19 protein-coding genes are annotated in these 15,409 nt (G+C 45.3%); 6 read left to right on the top strand and 13 right to left on the bottom strand.

Going from position 1 to position 15,409, the window contains the following annotated elements:
* The first annotated feature begins 221 nt into the window (after nucleotides 1-221).
* Nucleotides 222-875 carry a superoxide dismutase gene (locus ACHOLT_RS07020; RefSeq protein WP_425806801.1) on the top strand — a complete coding sequence of 218 codons (654 nt, stop codon included), beginning with the start codon at nucleotides 222-224 and terminating at the stop codon, nucleotides 873-875.
* A 170-nt stretch (nucleotides 876-1,045) separates the two neighbouring features.
* Here ACHOLT_RS07020 and ACHOLT_RS07015 read toward each other — a convergent pair whose 3' ends face one another.
* The 3 genes from ACHOLT_RS07015 to ACHOLT_RS07005 form a co-directional block, all read right to left on the bottom strand.
* The gene (locus ACHOLT_RS07015) at nucleotides 1,046-1,762 is read right to left on the bottom strand and encodes an SAM-dependent methyltransferase (RefSeq protein ID WP_425806799.1); all 717 of its coding nucleotides are present in this window, start codon (nucleotides 1,760-1,762) and stop codon (nucleotides 1,046-1,048) included.
* Nucleotide 1,763: 1 nt separating this feature from the next.
* Nucleotides 1,764-2,846 (bottom strand): ribosome small subunit-dependent GTPase A, encoded by a 1,083-nt coding sequence (rsgA, locus tag ACHOLT_RS07010; RefSeq protein ID WP_425807922.1) that lies wholly within the window; start codon nucleotides 2,844-2,846, stop codon nucleotides 1,764-1,766.
* 341 nt (nucleotides 2,847-3,187) lie between these two features.
* Nucleotides 3,188-3,634, bottom strand: coding sequence for a hypothetical protein (locus tag ACHOLT_RS07005; RefSeq protein WP_425806797.1), 447 nt, complete (start codon nucleotides 3,632-3,634; stop codon nucleotides 3,188-3,190).
* Nucleotides 3,635-3,700: 66 nt separating this feature from the next.
* Here ACHOLT_RS07005 and ACHOLT_RS07000 point away from each other — a divergent pair, with 66 nt between their 5' ends.
* From ACHOLT_RS07000 to ACHOLT_RS06985, 4 genes are read left to right on the top strand one after another with little or no spacing between them, the layout of a single operon-like run.
* On the top strand, nucleotides 3,701-4,300 hold the full coding sequence (locus ACHOLT_RS07000; protein WP_425806795.1) for a TetR/AcrR family transcriptional regulator: 600 nt from the start codon (nucleotides 3,701-3,703) through the stop codon (nucleotides 4,298-4,300).
* Complete coding sequence (locus ACHOLT_RS06995; RefSeq protein ID WP_425806793.1) at nucleotides 4,301-4,507, top strand: hypothetical protein; 207 nt, start codon at nucleotides 4,301-4,303, stop codon at nucleotides 4,505-4,507.
* A gap of 3 nt (nucleotides 4,508-4,510) precedes the next feature.
* Nucleotides 4,511-4,822: a carboxymuconolactone decarboxylase family protein gene (locus tag ACHOLT_RS06990; protein ID WP_425806792.1), complete on the top strand. Its 312-nt coding sequence runs from the start codon at nucleotides 4,511-4,513 to the stop codon at nucleotides 4,820-4,822.
* Between the two features lie 15 nt (nucleotides 4,823-4,837).
* Nucleotides 4,838-5,077: a zinc ribbon domain-containing protein gene (locus ACHOLT_RS06985; RefSeq protein WP_425806791.1), complete on the top strand. Its 240-nt coding sequence runs from the start codon at nucleotides 4,838-4,840 to the stop codon at nucleotides 5,075-5,077.
* A gap of 154 nt (nucleotides 5,078-5,231) precedes the next feature.
* On the opposite strand, the gene ACHOLT_RS06980 is transcribed toward ACHOLT_RS06985, so the two are convergent.
* The 9 genes from ACHOLT_RS06980 to ACHOLT_RS06940 form a co-directional block, all read right to left on the bottom strand.
* Nucleotides 5,232-5,732 carry an NADH-quinone oxidoreductase subunit B family protein gene (locus tag ACHOLT_RS06980; protein WP_425806789.1) on the bottom strand — a complete coding sequence of 167 codons (501 nt, stop codon included), beginning with the start codon at nucleotides 5,730-5,732 and terminating at the stop codon, nucleotides 5,232-5,234.
* A gap of 18 nt (nucleotides 5,733-5,750) precedes the next feature.
* Complete coding sequence (locus ACHOLT_RS06975) at nucleotides 5,751-7,454, bottom strand: NADH-quinone oxidoreductase subunit C (protein WP_425806787.1); 1,704 nt, start codon at nucleotides 7,452-7,454, stop codon at nucleotides 5,751-5,753.
* The gene (locus ACHOLT_RS06970; protein ID WP_425806786.1) at nucleotides 7,411-8,916 is read right to left on the bottom strand and encodes a proton-conducting transporter membrane subunit; all 1,506 of its coding nucleotides are present in this window, start codon (nucleotides 8,914-8,916) and stop codon (nucleotides 7,411-7,413) included. The genes ACHOLT_RS06975 and ACHOLT_RS06970 overlap by 44 nt, the downstream gene beginning before the upstream one ends.
* Before the next feature lie 9 nt (nucleotides 8,917-8,925).
* The gene (locus ACHOLT_RS06965) at nucleotides 8,926-9,585 is read right to left on the bottom strand and encodes a hydrogenase (protein ID WP_425806785.1); all 660 of its coding nucleotides are present in this window, start codon (nucleotides 9,583-9,585) and stop codon (nucleotides 8,926-8,928) included.
* Nucleotide 9,586: 1 nt separating this feature from the next.
* On the bottom strand, nucleotides 9,587-10,516 hold the full coding sequence (locus ACHOLT_RS06960) for a respiratory chain complex I subunit 1 family protein (protein WP_425806784.1): 930 nt from the start codon (nucleotides 10,514-10,516) through the stop codon (nucleotides 9,587-9,589).
* A gap of 19 nt (nucleotides 10,517-10,535) precedes the next feature.
* Nucleotides 10,536-12,479, bottom strand: coding sequence for a proton-conducting transporter membrane subunit (locus tag ACHOLT_RS06955; RefSeq protein ID WP_425806783.1), 1,944 nt, complete (start codon nucleotides 12,477-12,479; stop codon nucleotides 10,536-10,538).
* Between the two features lie 287 nt (nucleotides 12,480-12,766).
* On the bottom strand, nucleotides 12,767-12,949 hold the full coding sequence (locus ACHOLT_RS06950; protein ID WP_425806782.1) for a hypothetical protein: 183 nt from the start codon (nucleotides 12,947-12,949) through the stop codon (nucleotides 12,767-12,769).
* Nucleotides 12,950-12,996: 47 nt separating this feature from the next.
* A complete protein-coding gene (locus tag ACHOLT_RS06945; protein ID WP_425806780.1) occupies nucleotides 12,997-13,386 on the bottom strand; it encodes a flavodoxin family protein in 390 nt (129 codons plus the stop codon).
* On the bottom strand, nucleotides 13,371-13,691 hold the full coding sequence (locus ACHOLT_RS06940) for a flavodoxin family protein (protein ID WP_425806779.1): 321 nt from the start codon (nucleotides 13,689-13,691) through the stop codon (nucleotides 13,371-13,373). Before ACHOLT_RS06940 ends, ACHOLT_RS06945 begins: the two co-directional genes overlap by 16 nt.
* Before the next feature lie 73 nt (nucleotides 13,692-13,764).
* On the opposite strand from ACHOLT_RS06940, the gene ACHOLT_RS06935 reads away from it, so the two are divergent.
* Nucleotides 13,765-14,637 carry a LysR family transcriptional regulator gene (locus ACHOLT_RS06935; protein ID WP_425806778.1) on the top strand — a complete coding sequence of 291 codons (873 nt, stop codon included), beginning with the start codon at nucleotides 13,765-13,767 and terminating at the stop codon, nucleotides 14,635-14,637.
* On the opposite strand, the gene ACHOLT_RS06930 is transcribed toward ACHOLT_RS06935, so the two are convergent.
* Nucleotides 14,634-15,245 (bottom strand): SGNH/GDSL hydrolase family protein, encoded by a 612-nt coding sequence (locus ACHOLT_RS06930; RefSeq protein WP_425806776.1) that lies wholly within the window; start codon nucleotides 15,243-15,245, stop codon nucleotides 14,634-14,636. The genes ACHOLT_RS06935 and ACHOLT_RS06930 overlap by 4 nt on opposite strands.
* Between the last annotated feature and the right edge of the window lie 164 nt (nucleotides 15,246-15,409).

Raw genomic sequence — 15,409 nt, 5'->3', positions numbered from 1 at the left:
ACCTGAGGTCGTTCCCCTTATTTCATATAAACCAAGACAATTCGGCAGAGTCTGCTTTATCTTATTATATGGATAATTCATTCGCGACAAAGGACATCAAAAAAATGAAGAAAGCCCTCTTCTAAGCTTTTAGATAAGCACAACTTCCACACAAGTACGTATTTTATCAAAGAGTAAATTTCTTTAAACTTAAAGCTTGTTTATTGGGGGGATATATCACTATGCAATATTCTATGGTGCCACCCGGGCAACACCAGTTGCCAAAGCTGCCTTATGCTTACAACGCTCTTGAACCTGTAATAAGTTCTACAATATTACGAATTCACCATGATCAACATCATAAAAGCTATGTAGAAGGTTTAAACAAAGCGGAGCTGAAGTTGGTTGAGGCACGGCAAAAGCGGGATTTCACTTTGGTCAAGCACTGGGAACGCGAATTGGCTTTTCACGGTTCAGGGCATATCCTGCACAGTATTTACTGGACATCGATGGCTCCCATCAGGAATAGGTGGGAGACACCTGGGGCTCAAACTATTAATCATATCACTAACTATTTTGGCAGTCTGACTAGCTTTTTGGAACAGTTTAGCGCTGCAGCCATAAATGTTGAAGCGTCTGGCTGGACTTTGCTGGTTTGGCAACCGGCCTGGGGAAGGTTAGAAATACTCACGATTGAGAAACACCAGGATCTTTTTCAAGCGGGTAGTATCCCCATCCTGGTCATGGATGCTTGGGAGCACGCTTACTATCTTGATTATCAGAATAGGCGCAAAGACTACGTTAACGCCTGGTGGCAATTAGTGAATTGGTATGAAGTAGAAAGGCGGCTGGATCAGGCCATGCATGGCCTGATGTCCTTAGTTTCGAACCCTTGATATCCCTTCCCCCCTGAGACTTACCAAATATGTTATATGGATAATGGGAAGTTTCCAATTTTAAATATACTTACTGATGAAATCTTTTGAAACACTATTCCATCTCACAATAGATAGTTGCCTTATTAATATTTAATCGATTCAATTGGGTTAAAATTGCAATTTACGGATTACTTTCTTTGCAGTATTATGGCAACAAAATTCAAATATTTACCGCTGCCGGCTTCCATCGATTTTCGATCACCCTGCGCGTATTCATTGTCACAGGCAAGCCAGTCGTTCCAGACTTCTTCGTTGCTTTCCATTTCGTGGATCGAAAGAATGTTAATTCCTTCTGTCTGGCCGATAATATTCGTCCAATAAGCAGTGTCATGAAGATAATCAAGCTGCTCCGGGGTCCACGAGAGCAGTAACTCTGGCGGAAGATTATCATGGCAGTCCTTCTTCATTCCGGGCACGGTGATGTACAGGTAACCGCCGTGCTTTACAAATGGAAGCAAATGCTTCCCGAGGTACTCGGGATCACGGCCGAAATAATTATAGGAATCCGTGCTAATCACAGCGTCGAAGGTTTCTTCGGCAAAAGGAAGGTCGTTAGCGTCCGCATGGATTGGAATAATCTGCTCCGTTGTAAGCTCCATTTGATCAAAAAATTGTTTATTTTCAGTTGGGTTGCTCCATAGGTCCGTTGCGAATACACGGAAACCATATTCCTTCACAAGAAAGACAGAGGTCAAACCTTGTCCGCTGCCGAGATCCATCACCATCGCGCCTTGCGGAATTTGATGATTCATTAAAAGTTCCTCTTCCAGCTTGATAGGATTCGGTCCCATAATTTTTTTGCGAACAAGTTTAGTGTCGTACTTATTGCTTCTATTATATTCCATTTTATTCTCCTTTTCGTTTATTGTTTTGCCGGATAAATTTTCTTGCCTTTTTCATACCGCCCGCGTTCTCGAACATTGCATTGAGCTTTTTGGTTTCAATCTGTTTGAAAGAAAGGCCGTCATACAGGGCTTCACGCTTTAACTTCTGATAGCTTTCCAGCCTCCTGGAATTCAGTATTCCTGCTTCAAGCGCCTGTTGAACAGCACAGCCGGGTTCTGTGGTGTGGGTACAATCCCGAAAACGGCATTTGGTTACCAAGTCATCTATGTCAGAAAAAGATTTGGACAAATCGACCGCTTCCACGCCAAGTTCCCGCATACCGGGTGTATCGATGACAATACCGCCCTGCGGCAGAACCAGCAGTTCCCTGCAGGTGGTGGTATGCCTGCCCTTGTCATCCTGCCGAATTTGCGATGTAGTCAGCAGTTCTTGTCCGACAAGCCGATTGATTAGCGTAGATTTCCCTACGCCAGACGATCCGATAAATGAAGCCGTCATCCCCTGCTGCAAATAGGGCAACAGCTTGTCGCAGGAAGCCTGATCATGACTTGAGGTTGTGAACACATCTGTGCCGGGAGCTACTGCTGATATTTCAGCCATAACGCTGGGCAAATCTTCGCATAGGTCAGCTTTTGTCAGTACGACCACCGGGGTGGCTCGGCTGTTCCACGCCACCGAGAGATAGCGTTCCAGCCGACTCAGGTTGTAGTCGTTATTTAAAGACATACAAATAAACACTATGTCAATGTTAGCGGCAACCACCTGAGTTTGATGCTCAGACCCCACAGCTACACGCTCAAAGACACTCTTCCGTGTCAGTACCCGATGGATGATGGCGTTGCCGGAGCTGCCTTCGGTTCGGTCTACCATAACAAAATCACCCACTGCAGGGTACTCCGATAGCTCAGTTACCTCGTAACGAAATTTTCCAGAAATCTCAGCCAAGCATTCCCCGCCCTCAGTGACGATCTTATATAGGTCTTTATATTGTGAAACTACTCTCGCCAGACATAGATTGGGATAGAGAGTCGCCTCGGCAAAATAGCGCTCACTTGCGCCGTAGCGGATTATATGATTCAAGATATCACACCTCATTATTCAAAAAATTCTTTCATTATTGTAATCTTTGTAACGGATAGGGCGGAACACGTATTATGGCAAAATAAATAGGGCATAGTCACATAACTATGCCCAAGCAGTTCTTTTATCAAAAGTACTGTTTGACATAGTCCTGTATGAAACATTATTGCACGACAAATAAAGCGACCAAAAATCGCCTTTTTAGCCCTTATGCAATACGTGTTCCTTACAGAACAATCTCCAAACAGACACCTCTTTCAATAGTATCTCTAATACAATAGAACAATCAATCAATATTGTCAAGGAATACGACAACTTAGTTGTCGGGAAGAAAAAGACCCTTTTTAAATTTTGCTTGCTATTACAGAAATAAAATTCATGTATTTTCCAGCGCCTGCCTCCATTGCGGCACGGTCTAGCCTTGCATGTTCGCTAAACTCGTTTGTGCAGTATAGCCAATCATTCCAATACTCATCGAAGCCTTGCATCTCACTGATTGACTCAACTGTAATTTCACATGACTTTTTAAGCAGCGATTTCCACCACTCGCATGAATGCCATGTTTCAATATCTTCAGCCGGCCAGCTAAGTGCCATCTCGCTTGGTATTGCTCCATTAAGTTCTTCTTTCAGGCCGGGGAAAGCCAGAGCGATTATCCCGCCCTTCTTCACAAGTGGAGCCAACTTTGAATCCATGTACTCAGCATCCCTGCCAAATGTAATCACTTCAGTATGATTTGTCAATATGAAAATGACAGAATCCACCAAGCAAGTCGTCTCTATAGAACACACTTCACTTGACAGAAATTTATGCATACATTACAATGACTGTATAGTCAATGAATAAGGGGTCATTATATGAAAAAAACTGCTCGCGAGCTGCAAAAGGAGCAGACAAAAGCCCTGCTTTTGAAAACCGCATATAATGTATTTTCGGAAAAGGGGATAATGAACACTCGCGTGTCGGACATTGCGCAGGCCGCAGGAGTTTCCCATGGAACGATATTCGTTCATTTCAGGTCACAGGAAGCGATGATCGAGGAAGTGGTCGCTGTTTATGGGCAAAAGATTGCCTTGCGCACCCATACGCTTGCACAGTCCTGCGGGCATCTGTCGGAGCTGCTGCGGGCACACCTCCACGGGATCATGGAGTTTGAGCCGTTTTATACACGGCTTGTGATCGAAAACAGGCTGCTGCCAACCGGTGCAAAGGACAGCATTATCGCGATCCAGTCTGCCATTTCTTTTCATTTCAGTCAGGCAGTGCAACGGGAGCTAAAGTCTTCTCAAAGTGACGGAATCCCTTCTTACCTGCTATTTAATATGTGGATGGGGCTGGTGCATTATTACCTGGCAAACGGGGATCTGTTCGCTCCGGAGGGCCATGTCATCCGGAGATACGGTGGAACACTGATCCAAAGTTTTATGAAGCTGTTAACGGCAAAGGAGGAAAAGTAAATGGATGAACTCTCCCCAAAGATATTGAAAGCAAAATCCTGTTACGGTCACCTCGGCGGAACTCTTGGAAACCGGCTGTTTCAGCGCATGCAGGAGCTCGGCTGGTTTGAGAGGGAGGAAGATAAGGCGACCGTTTATCGGTTGACCGAAACAGGAAAACAGGAATTCTCCCGGCTGGGCGTCGATTTTATGAAAAGAGGTAGATGAAAAATGCAGAATCAGAATCCATTTAAGGCATTTCAGAGCGAAGCCCCACAAGTCGCCGCTGCTTTTAACGGGCTGATCGGCGCCATTTCATCACAAGACGGGCTGGACCCGAAAATGCAGCAGCTCGTCTATATCGGCATCAAGGCTTCCCAGGGTGATGCGGGAGCGGTGGCCGCTCATGTCCCCATGGCGAAATCCCATGGGGCCACGCGGGATGAAATCCGGGATACCATTCTCCTAACGCTTACCGTATCCGGCGTGCAAGGCATTGCCCATTGCCTGGTTCCTGCGCTGGAAGCGTTCGAAAACTGCTGAAAGGGGGAAGCTTCCATGAAACTGTGTATTGCCTGCGGGATGCCCATGACCAAGGCTGCCGATTATCCGCTGGGCGACGAAAGCAAGAATTACTGTGTCTACTGCGCAAGACCGGACGGTTCCATGCAGTCCTATCCCGAAAAGGTGGAAGGAACTGCCGATTTCCTGATCCAAACGCAGGGGCTCGACAAACAAGCGGCTCATGACGCCGCCGTCCGCATTCTGGCAAAACTGCCCGCATGGCAGGGGTATTGAAGCAGAGCGAATGAAAATCCAAAACATCTCTGTAAATTGACAGCTTGAATTTTTAAGCATTATCACCTAATTATTTTACATATAAAAATGACCAGAGCGTCTAAAATTTAGCTCTGGTCATTTTTATTACAAATAGATTTTATTTAAAACCCTATTAGGCTAGATCCTTCTCCGTTAACTTTTGAAGCGCTTTAAGCATATCCTCTGGTGTTGGCGGACACCCCGGAATCTTAACATGTACTGGCAAGACCTCACCCACTCCTGAATGAGCGGCATAAGCTTGTTTAAAAACTCCCCCGTTAATCGCACAATCCCCAACTGCAATGACGAGCTTAGGATGTGGAGTTGCTTCATAAGTTGTGGTTGCTGCCTGATTCAGCTGAGTGGCTAACGGACCTGTGCACATGAGAATATCTGCATGACGCGGAGACGCGACAAAATCAAAACCAAAGCGCTGCAGGTCATACACGGGATTCAGGAGTGCAGACATCTCCCAATCACAGCCATTACAAGACCCACAATCAAGATGCCGAATATGCAAGGAACGATTGGGTGACTGTAACTGTGACTGAGACTGAGAATGGGGTATCTCTTCATTCATACCCTTATCCGTAAGTCGTCCCATTTTTAAGCTTCGTTTCAGTAATTTCCACATAACGCACTCTCCTCCTTTCTACCGATCACAGCAACTATAGCAGAGCTCAAAGCTCTTATTGATTAAAGGAAAGTCTGGAACAATGTTGCCGAGAACAGCCAAAGGCACTGCCGGCCAATTTGCATAAGCAGCTGAACGAATCCGGCAGCGATAAATCTTTCGGTTTTCATCGACCATCAGCCAGATCACATCCGTCCCCCGTGGAGATTCAGCACATCCCCACGCAAACGAAAAGGGTTTCACGTTCTTTTCCCACGCTTCCCAAAAATCAGTCTTCTCTGCTTTTATCTTCTTATCTAATTGGTTTTCGTTTTCTGACTGACCTTCCAAATGAGATTCTTCTAACGAAGCCGCCTCATTTATAACCTTCACCTTTTCGAGAATGGTCTCGATGACTTCAAAGCTTTGCGTAATCTCACGAACTCGAACCATAAGGCGCGACCAAACATCCCCGGCTGTTTCCACTTGAGGCTCAATATCAAGCTCTGGATAAAAAAGATGAGTATGGCACTGCCGCCAATCCACTGCTACTCCTGAAGCCCGAGCAGCGGGTCCGGTTACGCCCAAATCCAGGGCACTTTCCCGCTTCAGCACTCCGGTAGTTACAGCCCTTTGTCGAAAACCGTCGTGTTCCAAAATCAAAGGAATCCATTCATCAAAGTCCGCCTTGATCTCCTGAAGGCGATTTTGCAAGGCCTTTGTTTGCTCTGCATTCGGAATCCCTTTAAACCCGCCCGGTATAACGGATCCTCGCAAGAAGCGATGGCCAAATATCTCCCGATTCAATCGTTGAAGTTGTTCTTTACATTGAAGGCCATTGGCATTTCCTAGAGCAAACCCTACACCTGCACAGATATTGCCGATATCCCCAATATGATTATACAACCGCTCCAACTCTGCTAAGATCGTACGCCAAGCCAGCACCCTGAGGGAAGGCTGAAAATCTGCCAGTTTCTCCACAGCCTCGCAATAAGCCAAAGCATGACTGACCGTACAGACACCGCAGATTCGTTCAACGATCTTCAGCCCTTCGAAGAGATCCTTCCCTTCCAGAAGCTTTTCGACTCCTTTATGAGTATAGAATAATTGGGCTTCGATATGTAAAATCGTTTCGCCAATCGTTTGAAAGCGAAAGTGTCCGGGTTCGATAATTCCTGCGTGAATAGGACCTACGGATATTTCAAAGGTTCCTTCCCCTTGAGCGGGAGATATCGGTAATTCTTTGGGCACAAAATCATTGTCATGCAAATGTGCATCGGAATCTCCCTTGCGCAAAGGGAAAAATCCTTCCGGCCAGCCCGGATGGAGAACTAACGGACGCGGGTCAGGATGACCTATGGCTTTCAGTCCAAACAAATCCTGAGCTTCCCGTTCTGCCCAGTTCAGTGCCGGCCAAACCGTTGTCAAAGACGGAAAGCTTTCTTCAATATTTTTTGCCGCCATGGTCAACGTAAAATCCTCCGAGTCTCCACTCCAATGCAAAATAAGATAAATGACAAACCCTCGTCCCAGCTGCCGTTCATCATTGGCGATATGGGTAAGGAGCACTGGACCTGAGTGATGTCTATTTGAGTCAACTCCACCTAACTTAGCTTTACTGCAGAGCTCCTTCAAGACATGGGGAAAATTATTGAGGTTAATCCAAACAAACCCTTCCTGCTTTGTCCACGTAACGATCTCAGAATCCTCGCGCGCTTGAAAGTATGCTTGTAACTTGTCCATGCTCCCCACCTCCTTGAATAAGCTCTACGACCTGCCAGAGCGCCTGATTAATACTCTCAGGAATAAAAATTCCTAAAAGAAGAACGACAAGAATCGGTACCCCTAAGAGGATTGGCCTCCAACTCTCTCTTTGACTATCCAGTTGATGCTCGCTGGGTTTACCGAAGAGCATTCCGATAAAGTGATATAGAAAACCCGCAAAAATCAGGGTGAGAAAGAGCGAAGCGAAGAAACCCAGCACGGGATGGCCTGTAGCAAACAGACCCGCTAAAATACTAAACTCTGACCGAAAGGTTCCAAACGGAGGAGTCCCTGTAATAGCGAGGAACCCCATGAGAAGAAGAAAAGCACTGTAGGGCCAAAGCGACATCAGGGCGCGCATTTTTAAGATCTGCCGCGTTCCGGTTTTATGCACAATCCTTCCCACGACAACAAAGAGATTCGCTTTGGTTAAAGCATGAAGGAGTAAATGCAAGGAAGCACCCCAAATCGCCAGCGGTGTCCCTAGTCCAAAACCAAGAGCTAAGATTCCCATATGTTCCACGCTGGAATAGGCAAGCAAGCGTTTCAGATCTTTTTGTAAAAGTATGAACGCGACCATAACGCCCAGGGAAATCAGTCCGAATATAACCAGAAGTTTTCCTGAAAAGTCCGGTCCGATCGATGTTTGACGAACGAGAATATGCCAACGCAGTATCGCGTATAACGCACAATTCAAAAGAACCCCGGATAAAAGTGCACTTACGGGAGATGGGGCCTGACTGTGTGCATCAGGAAGCCAGGGGTGCATCGGAGCGAACCCAACCTTAGCCCCATAGCCTATAAAGGCAAAGAGAAAACCCAATTTGACTAAAGCCGGATCCAATTGATCAGCCCAACCCAGAAGTAATCGATAGTCAAGTGACAATAAACTATAGCCATTTACCCGCCCCGCTGCAGCGTAGAGAAGCAGCGTTCCAAGCAAAGCAAAGCTTATCCCAACCGTACATAAAACAATGTATTTCCATGCGGCTTCAATGGCTGCTTTCTCACGATAAAACCCGACCAAAAGAGCTGTCGCAAGGGTTGTTCCTTCGATTCCGACCCAGATCAGCCCAAGGTTTGGAGTACTGACGACCCAAAGCATCGTCCCGATAAACATCCAGATCCAAAAATAATACCAACGCAACCGGCTGCGCGGGATTTTCCCTTCTTCGACCTCTTGCTCCATATAGCTCTGGGAAAATAAAACCACATAATCCGAGATGATGATAATCACGCTAAGCAGCAAAGCGCTCAGCGCATCCCAATAAAAGAAGCCTCCCCAGATACTTTGGGCACCTTCAGTAAAAACCGTCAGCACGACTTTTCCGCCGAATCCAAACAACCCCAAAAGGGCAAGCCCATTCATTCCCTTCAGATACACACGTTCTCCTGAAATCAACATAGCGAGTGCTGCAAAAAAGGCAACAACAACAAACATCAGCTTTTCCTACCCTTTCAACGAATTAAGGTGTTCAACATTTAAGGAATCGAATTTTTGAATCATTCGCTGAGCGAGAACCCCAAAGATCAGGACACCAATCAAGATATCAAAAGTAACCCCGATTTCCACAAGCAACGGCATTCCTTTCGTCAGGAGAAAACCTGCTAAGAAAATCCCATTATCGATCATCAGGATTCCTAAAACCTGTACCAAAGCCACTTTGCGGATAATCATCAGCAGAAGTCCATAAAAAAGCAGCGAAAAGGCAATGGCTAAACCGTTCCGCAGTCTTGGCTCAACGAGAGTAAGCAAAGGTTGAGTAATAATGTAAGCCAGCACAGTTAGAGAAGCGGCAACTACTACAGAGGATGTTCGTCTAAGGAAAATTTCGCCTACCCATTGGGTATTCGATTGATTGGCTGTACGCCGCAGGATCCAGGGAATCATTCCCCCTTTGATACCCAAAGAAAGGAGGGCTACTCCGATCATCTCAAATTCAGTATGTTTGAATCCTTCCATTAAAACGAGCAGTGATAGCAAAACAGCTTGCCAAGTCCACCAGTTTAAGGCCTTCGTAAGTTTTGTGCTCCCCACAATGGCCAACCCCGTCCCCAAAAGGATAAAAAACAGAAGCCCTTCAAGATTCTCAAACGTCGTTAACTCCATCTCAAATTCCCCCTTTCATAATCCAAAGCGTCACTAAAGCGAGTACAGCGGAAGCAGTTCCCGCAGCCAAATAGCTGGGAATACGAAAGAGGCGCATCTTAACATTCAAACTTTCAATGGTGGCAAAAAGGGCACCCAATACGGCAACGAAGCCGATATTCAGCCAGATATTTCCCGCTCCCAATAAAATCGCTAATAGTTCAAGCAGAATAAGCTGCTTCAATTGTTCCGCCCAGTTCAAAAATGCGAGAGAGTGTCCTGAATAATCCAAAAGCATGCCTTCATGAATCATTGTCAGTTCAAGATGCGTATCTGGATTATCGACCGGAATTCTCCCCATTTCAGCAATCACCATAAAGCCCAAGGCGAGTACTGCCAATAAGTGAGGGGTTTCAAACAAAGATATTCCCTGAAGCTGCAAAACAAGCTCAGATAAGGACGTTGTTCCGCTCATCAAAGCGAGAACAATAAGACTCAGAGCAAAACCGGGTTCAACCAAGGCCGCAACAAACAACTCGCGGCTACTCCCCATTCCGCCGAAGGAGCTTGCCGCATCCAGACCGGCCAAGGTCATGAAAAACCGTGCCAACCCAAAACTGGCCACAAGCCAGAAGATTGTCCCGTATTGATTCATCGGTGCCCAGCCCCAAGGATTCGGAATGACTAACGCAGCCAGGAGTGAACTTCCGAGAACGAGCGCAGGCGTAACGAGGGTAATCCACGAGGCATGCTCTGATATAACTTCTTCCTTCCGAAAGTACTTATACAGATCACGATAAGGCTGCCAAAGAGACGGACCTTTACGCATCTGCCAGAACGCCTTCACCTTCTTGATCCACCCTTGCAAAAGCGGAGCTAACGCAAAGAGAACGAGAACGTGACCCAGTGAAAAGAAGATATTTGCAAGGTCTTTCCCGAAAGCCAATGACATAACTCTGACTCCTTCCTTTTTACAATGACCAAATAAGGACAATAACCAGCGTAATTAACATATATCCAAGGTAAAGATGAATACTTCCGGTCTGCAGCACCCGAATTCGGTCAGCAGACCAGAGTAAGAGGCGTGTAAATGGACGATAGAACATTTCTTCCCACCGTTCGCGAATTTTACCTTGATAACTGAGCGTCCGCAAAACATAACGCGTTCCTGAGTACTCGCGCTTAATAACGAGCTTCGACCCTAACACTCGTTTAAGAAAGACGCGCAGAGGCATCGTAATCCCCAAGCTCGAATACTGCATGCGTGGTGTAAGCGGCGTTCCGCAGTTCCACGTCGCACCCACGCTTCGCCGGTGTCCTCGGGTAAGGAGATAGAGAACCATTGTCACACCCAGAAGCAAAAGCGCATATGACGTTATCGATGCAAAGAAACCCATAAAAACGGGCAAAGTTGATCCTGCCGAAGGATTAAAAACCATACTCTGTGAGGTTAAAAAAAGTAAGCTTGATGAGGTTGCAAACAAGCTGCGGACAGGGAGAGTGATCAGATTCAGCACTTGACTAGGCCATAAGACCGCGACTATTGCAAGGCTTATAGCAATTCCCAACGACCACGTTTGCGGTTTAGGTAGCTCTTCAGCGTTTTTCGCCTCAGAACTCCGAGCTTGTCCTAAAAAAGCACTGGCAAACCATTTCACCATCGTGGCTAAGGCTAAGGCAGACACAAAAGCCAATCCTGCAATAACCAGTGGAACTGTCAGCTTAATCCATCCTCCGCCTGTCTGTCGTGCTGTTAACCACAGTGCCTGAAACAAAAGCCATTCTCCCCAAAATCCGCCAAGCGGAGGCAGCGACGCTAAACCCAAGGCTCCGCACAAGGCCCAAAAACCGGTCTGAGGAAGACGTTTAAGCAATCCGCCGAGCTGCTCCAGCCTTCGCGTATGCGTTGCTTGGATCAGATTGCCGGCCGCCATAAATAACGTTGATTTGAACAAAAGATGCTGCAGTGTATGCCAAAAGAAGGCTGCTAATGCAAGCTGAGCAATTTCGGCATACCCATACGCTTGCGCCAACATTGCAGTCCCTAGCGCAATGGCTAAAATTCCAACATTCTCTACGGTCGAATATGCCAGCGTTCGTTTAACCTCCTGCTGAACTAAGGCATAGAGGATGCCTACAAAAGCAGATAGGATACCCGTAACCAGTAAGAGCCAGCCCCACCATGCTTCCATGGGGGCAAGTGTGAGCCAAACCAGCCGCAGCATCAGATAAAGTGCGACTTTGACCATTACTCCGGACATCAGCACAGACACGGGAGTCGGTGCAACAGGATGAGCGTAGGGTAACCAAATATGAAAGGGTACGAGCCCAGCCTTCGTACCCAATCCAATAAACAGCCCTAAAAAGAGAAGATTTCGTTCCATCAAACTCAGGTCAGGGGTATATTTTGCCCATTCCGTAAACAAAAACGATCCTGTTTTTGCATAAATATACAAAACAACAGAGGTTAAAAAGACTGTACCGACATGAGTCATCACCAGATAAATGTAAGCTGAACGCCGATTTTGGTTTTCTTCATGTTCATACATAACCAGAAAGAACGAAAAAAGTGACATCACTTCCCAAAAGACCAAGAAAGTAAATCCATCGGCTGCGAGCAAAACTCCAAGCATCCCTGCCAAAAAAGAGATCCAGGATACAGCAAAAGGAAAAAGAGATTTCTTTCCTTCATATTCCTTCATGTAACTCATCGCGTATAGGGAGGATATCCCTTGTCCGAGGAAAAGGATAAAAAGGAAGAAGGCAGTCAGTCCATCGGGTTTCCACCCTAAAACTTCCGTGCCTTCCCAGAAACTCCATCCTAATAATCCTAGTCCTGCTATCGCTGTGAATAAGGTTAACCCGAAGGTACTTCGGCGTATTATACGTTCGATTCTCAAATTTCGGTTAAACATACTCTTTCCTCCAGCTCGACTTTTAGCTCTCTGGTAAATGTTGTACTATAACACAAGGCAATTTTTACCAATAAAAAGGATCTATAATATTTTTGTACTATAACACGACACACACATTTTATATCTTAAGCCTATACCTTCTTTCCGTTCAAGTTGCATAATCCTACATATCTATGGATATAAACTCAAAATTCATAGGGAGTGGACTTTATTAAGGTTTTTCTAAGTTTTTGAATATAAAAGGAAAAACTGCCCCCTAAACACTTTTTAGAGGACAGTAATCTAAGTTAGTACTTAACTAATAGATCATCAATTAACTTGTGACCTAGGTAATTGGGATGGATGAGATCCGGTCCCAGCAACATCTGTTCCTTTCCGCTAAACGCATTCGCTACCGGGACAATGAAAATCGATATTCTCTCGATCACATTAAGCACAGATATGGTAAAAAGATTCGTTCTTGCTCGCATAAGCACTTGGTCAAACACCAGGCTGCCGTCATGCGCGCAATTAAAACTTAGGACTTTATTTTTTTGAGCAGCCAGGCCATATTTTCACCTAAAACCCGCATATTTTCCATGCCCTCGGCATCCTTCTCTACTTCTCCAATTTCTTTGCCATATACCATGTTCCAATAGCTTGCGCCAACAAGATACATTTGCGTATAGTGCAAAAAATGATTCATCGTATCGAATGCTTGCATTGCACCGCCTCTTCGCACAGCCATGACCGATGCTCCGATCTTATGCTTAAACAAATCGCCATTTGCTGAAGCAACCATGCCTGCACGCTCAATAAAGGCTTTAATCTCTGGGGTCACATCGGCAAAATAGACCCGCGATCCAAGTAGAATACCATCGGCATGAGCTGCTTTTTCAATGATATCATTAATTACATCGCCTTGCATTGCGCGCGTCCATTTTTGCTTTTAAAACACATGCCGCAGGCAGTGCAGCCGCAGATAGCGTTTCCTCCAAGCTGAACCAACTCTGTTTCAATATTGCTTCTTTCAAGCTCTTTAAAGATTTCCTTGATGATTATGGAGGTATTGCCATTTGGACGTGGACTTCCATTGATTCCGATGACTTTCATTTTAATTACTCCTTTTCCCATCCGCATCATCATCCGGCAGGTCGCTCTATGATGGACTGAAAGAGCGGGCGGTGATATAGTATCATTAAATAATGACCTTGGATTTAGTCTAAACTTCATTTTAACTTTTGACTAATATCCGTTCCGCATGATGGATATAGCCAAAAGGCATAGCTGCTTAAGGAGGGGCAATATGATCAGTCTTGAACAAATCCGATATTTTATGGAAATTGTCCGCTATGGCAGCCTAAATAAAGCAGCTGAACACCTCTATGTGTCACAGCCATCACTTTCTAAGCAACTTCGATCGCTTGAAAAAAGCCTTGAATGCGAATTGCTCAAGCGAACCTATGATGGAGTGGAACCGACACCACAGGGAAAATACTTTTATGAGCAGATTTGCGGCATTCTGGACGATCTTGACTATGTCATTGATCAAGTCAGGCATTTTACGGAGGTCCGCCAATTGCATATCGGCGGGCTAGCCAACCTTGTCTCTTACTTTCTCCCACAGTATATGGATAAACTGAAAGCGAACGGCCGAAACCAGGTGATTGTCGATACGCGGCTTTCCAATGAGGAACTCGTGGATGGAATCAAAAACGGTATTTTTGATATGGCGCTGCTTTCAAATGCTGAGCCGCAGCAGAATATTGCGGTAATACCTTTGATGACCGAACCGCTTTATGTTGTTTTCCCTGTGACACACCCTCTGAATACCCAAAAGGAAATCAATTTCATCGACATAGTCATGAATGAAAGACTGATTCTTTATAAAGATCCGTGCACCATTCGAGCTTCCATACGCAAGCAGTGCAATCGCATGAAAGTCACATCCAATATTGTACTTGAGCTTGATTTGACAGAATCGCTTATCAGCTACGTGAATCAGGGAGATGGCATTACGATTTTGCCTTCTATCGTTGCTAAGAGCATTCAGTCTCCGTCGATTGCCGTACGCGAAATTAGTCAGATTCCTATATTCAGGGAAATTTCAATTGCGATGAAAAAGGAAAACGTATCTTCATTTTTACCGTTGTTTTCAAATCCACCTGCTCTAAGTTAGTACTTCACCAATAGATCGGCAATTAACTTATGACCCAGGTAATTAGGATGGATGAGATCCGGTCCCAGCAATATCTGCTCCTGTCCGCTAACCGCCTTCGCTACTGGGACAACGATAAATCGATATTCTCTTGCCATCTTGCGAATACTTCGATTAGATGTTTTGACCAGTCCTTCCGCTAATACAGTCGACTGCTTATTCATTGGCGGCAAAGGATTATAGATTGTCGCAATCTTGACTAAGGCTGAAGGATTAGCTCTGCGGATAAAGCTGCCGATCACTAAAAGATTATGGTTTAAGTCCCCCAGAGTAAGGTCAATATTCGCCCCCGCGCCTATGATAAGAGATTTCCCAACTGCAAGCAAGTCATTCGAGCCTATAGTAATGCTTATAATTTTGGCCTGCTTAATTAAGAGGAAGGTCCTTTCTTGAGACACCAAAGCTGCTAATTCATGACTTGTCAGACCGTTCACCCCAAGGTTTACATATTTAAGATCAGGATCGTACACAGCAAGGTTTCGATAAAATAAGAAAGCAAACGATTGACTTGGTTCAACTCCATAACCCGTTGTTAGTGAATCGCCTAAAGCGAGATATATATTGCTCATGGTATTTCATCACTCCCTACACGTCTCCTTTTATAATATTTAACTTATTCTTCAATACCTTGATCGTGCCCCGCTTTAGAACCAAAAAGTTTCAGCTAACCTTCAAATATCGTTCAGCTAAATTTTAAGTTCCTTTCAGCTAGATTTCAATTAAGAATCGTATT

The organism is Desulfitobacterium nosdiversum, from assembly GCF_049860565.1.
Lineage (GTDB): Bacteria > Bacillota > Desulfitobacteriia > Desulfitobacteriales > Desulfitobacteriaceae > Desulfitobacterium_A > Desulfitobacterium_A nosdiversum.
This window is presented reverse-complemented; position numbering and strand designations above follow the sequence as displayed.

Excerpts from the sequence above, each read along its gene's own strand:
- ACHOLT_RS07020 (WP_425806801.1), top strand. The coding sequence starts at position 222 with ATGCAATATTCTATGGTGCCACCCGGGCAACACCAGTTGCCAAAGCTG.
- ACHOLT_RS07015 (WP_425806799.1), bottom strand. The coding sequence starts at position 1,762 with ATGGAATATAATAGAAGCAATAAGTACGACACTAAACTTGTTCGCAAA.
- ACHOLT_RS07000 (WP_425806795.1), top strand. The coding sequence starts at position 3,701 with ATGAAAAAAACTGCTCGCGAGCTGCAAAAGGAGCAGACAAAAGCCCTG.
- ACHOLT_RS06995 (WP_425806793.1), top strand. The coding sequence starts at position 4,301 with ATGGATGAACTCTCCCCAAAGATATTGAAAGCAAAATCCTGTTACGGT.
- ACHOLT_RS06990 (WP_425806792.1), top strand. The coding sequence starts at position 4,511 with ATGCAGAATCAGAATCCATTTAAGGCATTTCAGAGCGAAGCCCCACAA.
- ACHOLT_RS06985 (WP_425806791.1), top strand. The coding sequence starts at position 4,838 with ATGAAACTGTGTATTGCCTGCGGGATGCCCATGACCAAGGCTGCCGAT.
- ACHOLT_RS06980 (WP_425806789.1), bottom strand. The coding sequence starts at position 5,732 with ATGTGGAAATTACTGAAACGAAGCTTAAAAATGGGACGACTTACGGAT.
- ACHOLT_RS06975 (WP_425806787.1), bottom strand. The coding sequence starts at position 7,454 with ATGGACAAGTTACAAGCATACTTTCAAGCGCGCGAGGATTCTGAGATC.
- ACHOLT_RS06970 (WP_425806786.1), bottom strand. The coding sequence starts at position 8,916 with ATGTTTGTTGTTGTTGCCTTTTTTGCAGCACTCGCTATGTTGATTTCA.
- ACHOLT_RS06965 (WP_425806785.1), bottom strand. The coding sequence starts at position 9,585 with ATGGAGTTAACGACGTTTGAGAATCTTGAAGGGCTTCTGTTTTTTATC.
- ACHOLT_RS06960 (WP_425806784.1), bottom strand. The coding sequence starts at position 10,516 with ATGTCATTGGCTTTCGGGAAAGACCTTGCAAATATCTTCTTTTCACTG.
- ACHOLT_RS06955 (WP_425806783.1), bottom strand. The coding sequence starts at position 12,479 with ATGTTTAACCGAAATTTGAGAATCGAACGTATAATACGCCGAAGTACC.
- ACHOLT_RS06950 (WP_425806782.1), bottom strand. The coding sequence starts at position 12,949 with ATGCGAGCAAGAACGAATCTTTTTACCATATCTGTGCTTAATGTGATC.
- ACHOLT_RS06945 (WP_425806780.1), bottom strand. The coding sequence starts at position 13,386 with ATGCAAGGCGATGTAATTAATGATATCATTGAAAAAGCAGCTCATGCC.
- ACHOLT_RS06940 (WP_425806779.1), bottom strand. The coding sequence starts at position 13,691 with ATGAAGTTTAGACTAAATCCAAGGTCATTATTTAATGATACTATATCA.
- ACHOLT_RS06935 (WP_425806778.1), top strand. The coding sequence starts at position 13,765 with ATGATCAGTCTTGAACAAATCCGATATTTTATGGAAATTGTCCGCTAT.
- ACHOLT_RS06930 (WP_425806776.1), bottom strand. The coding sequence starts at position 15,245 with ATGAGCAATATATATCTCGCTTTAGGCGATTCACTAACAACGGGTTAT.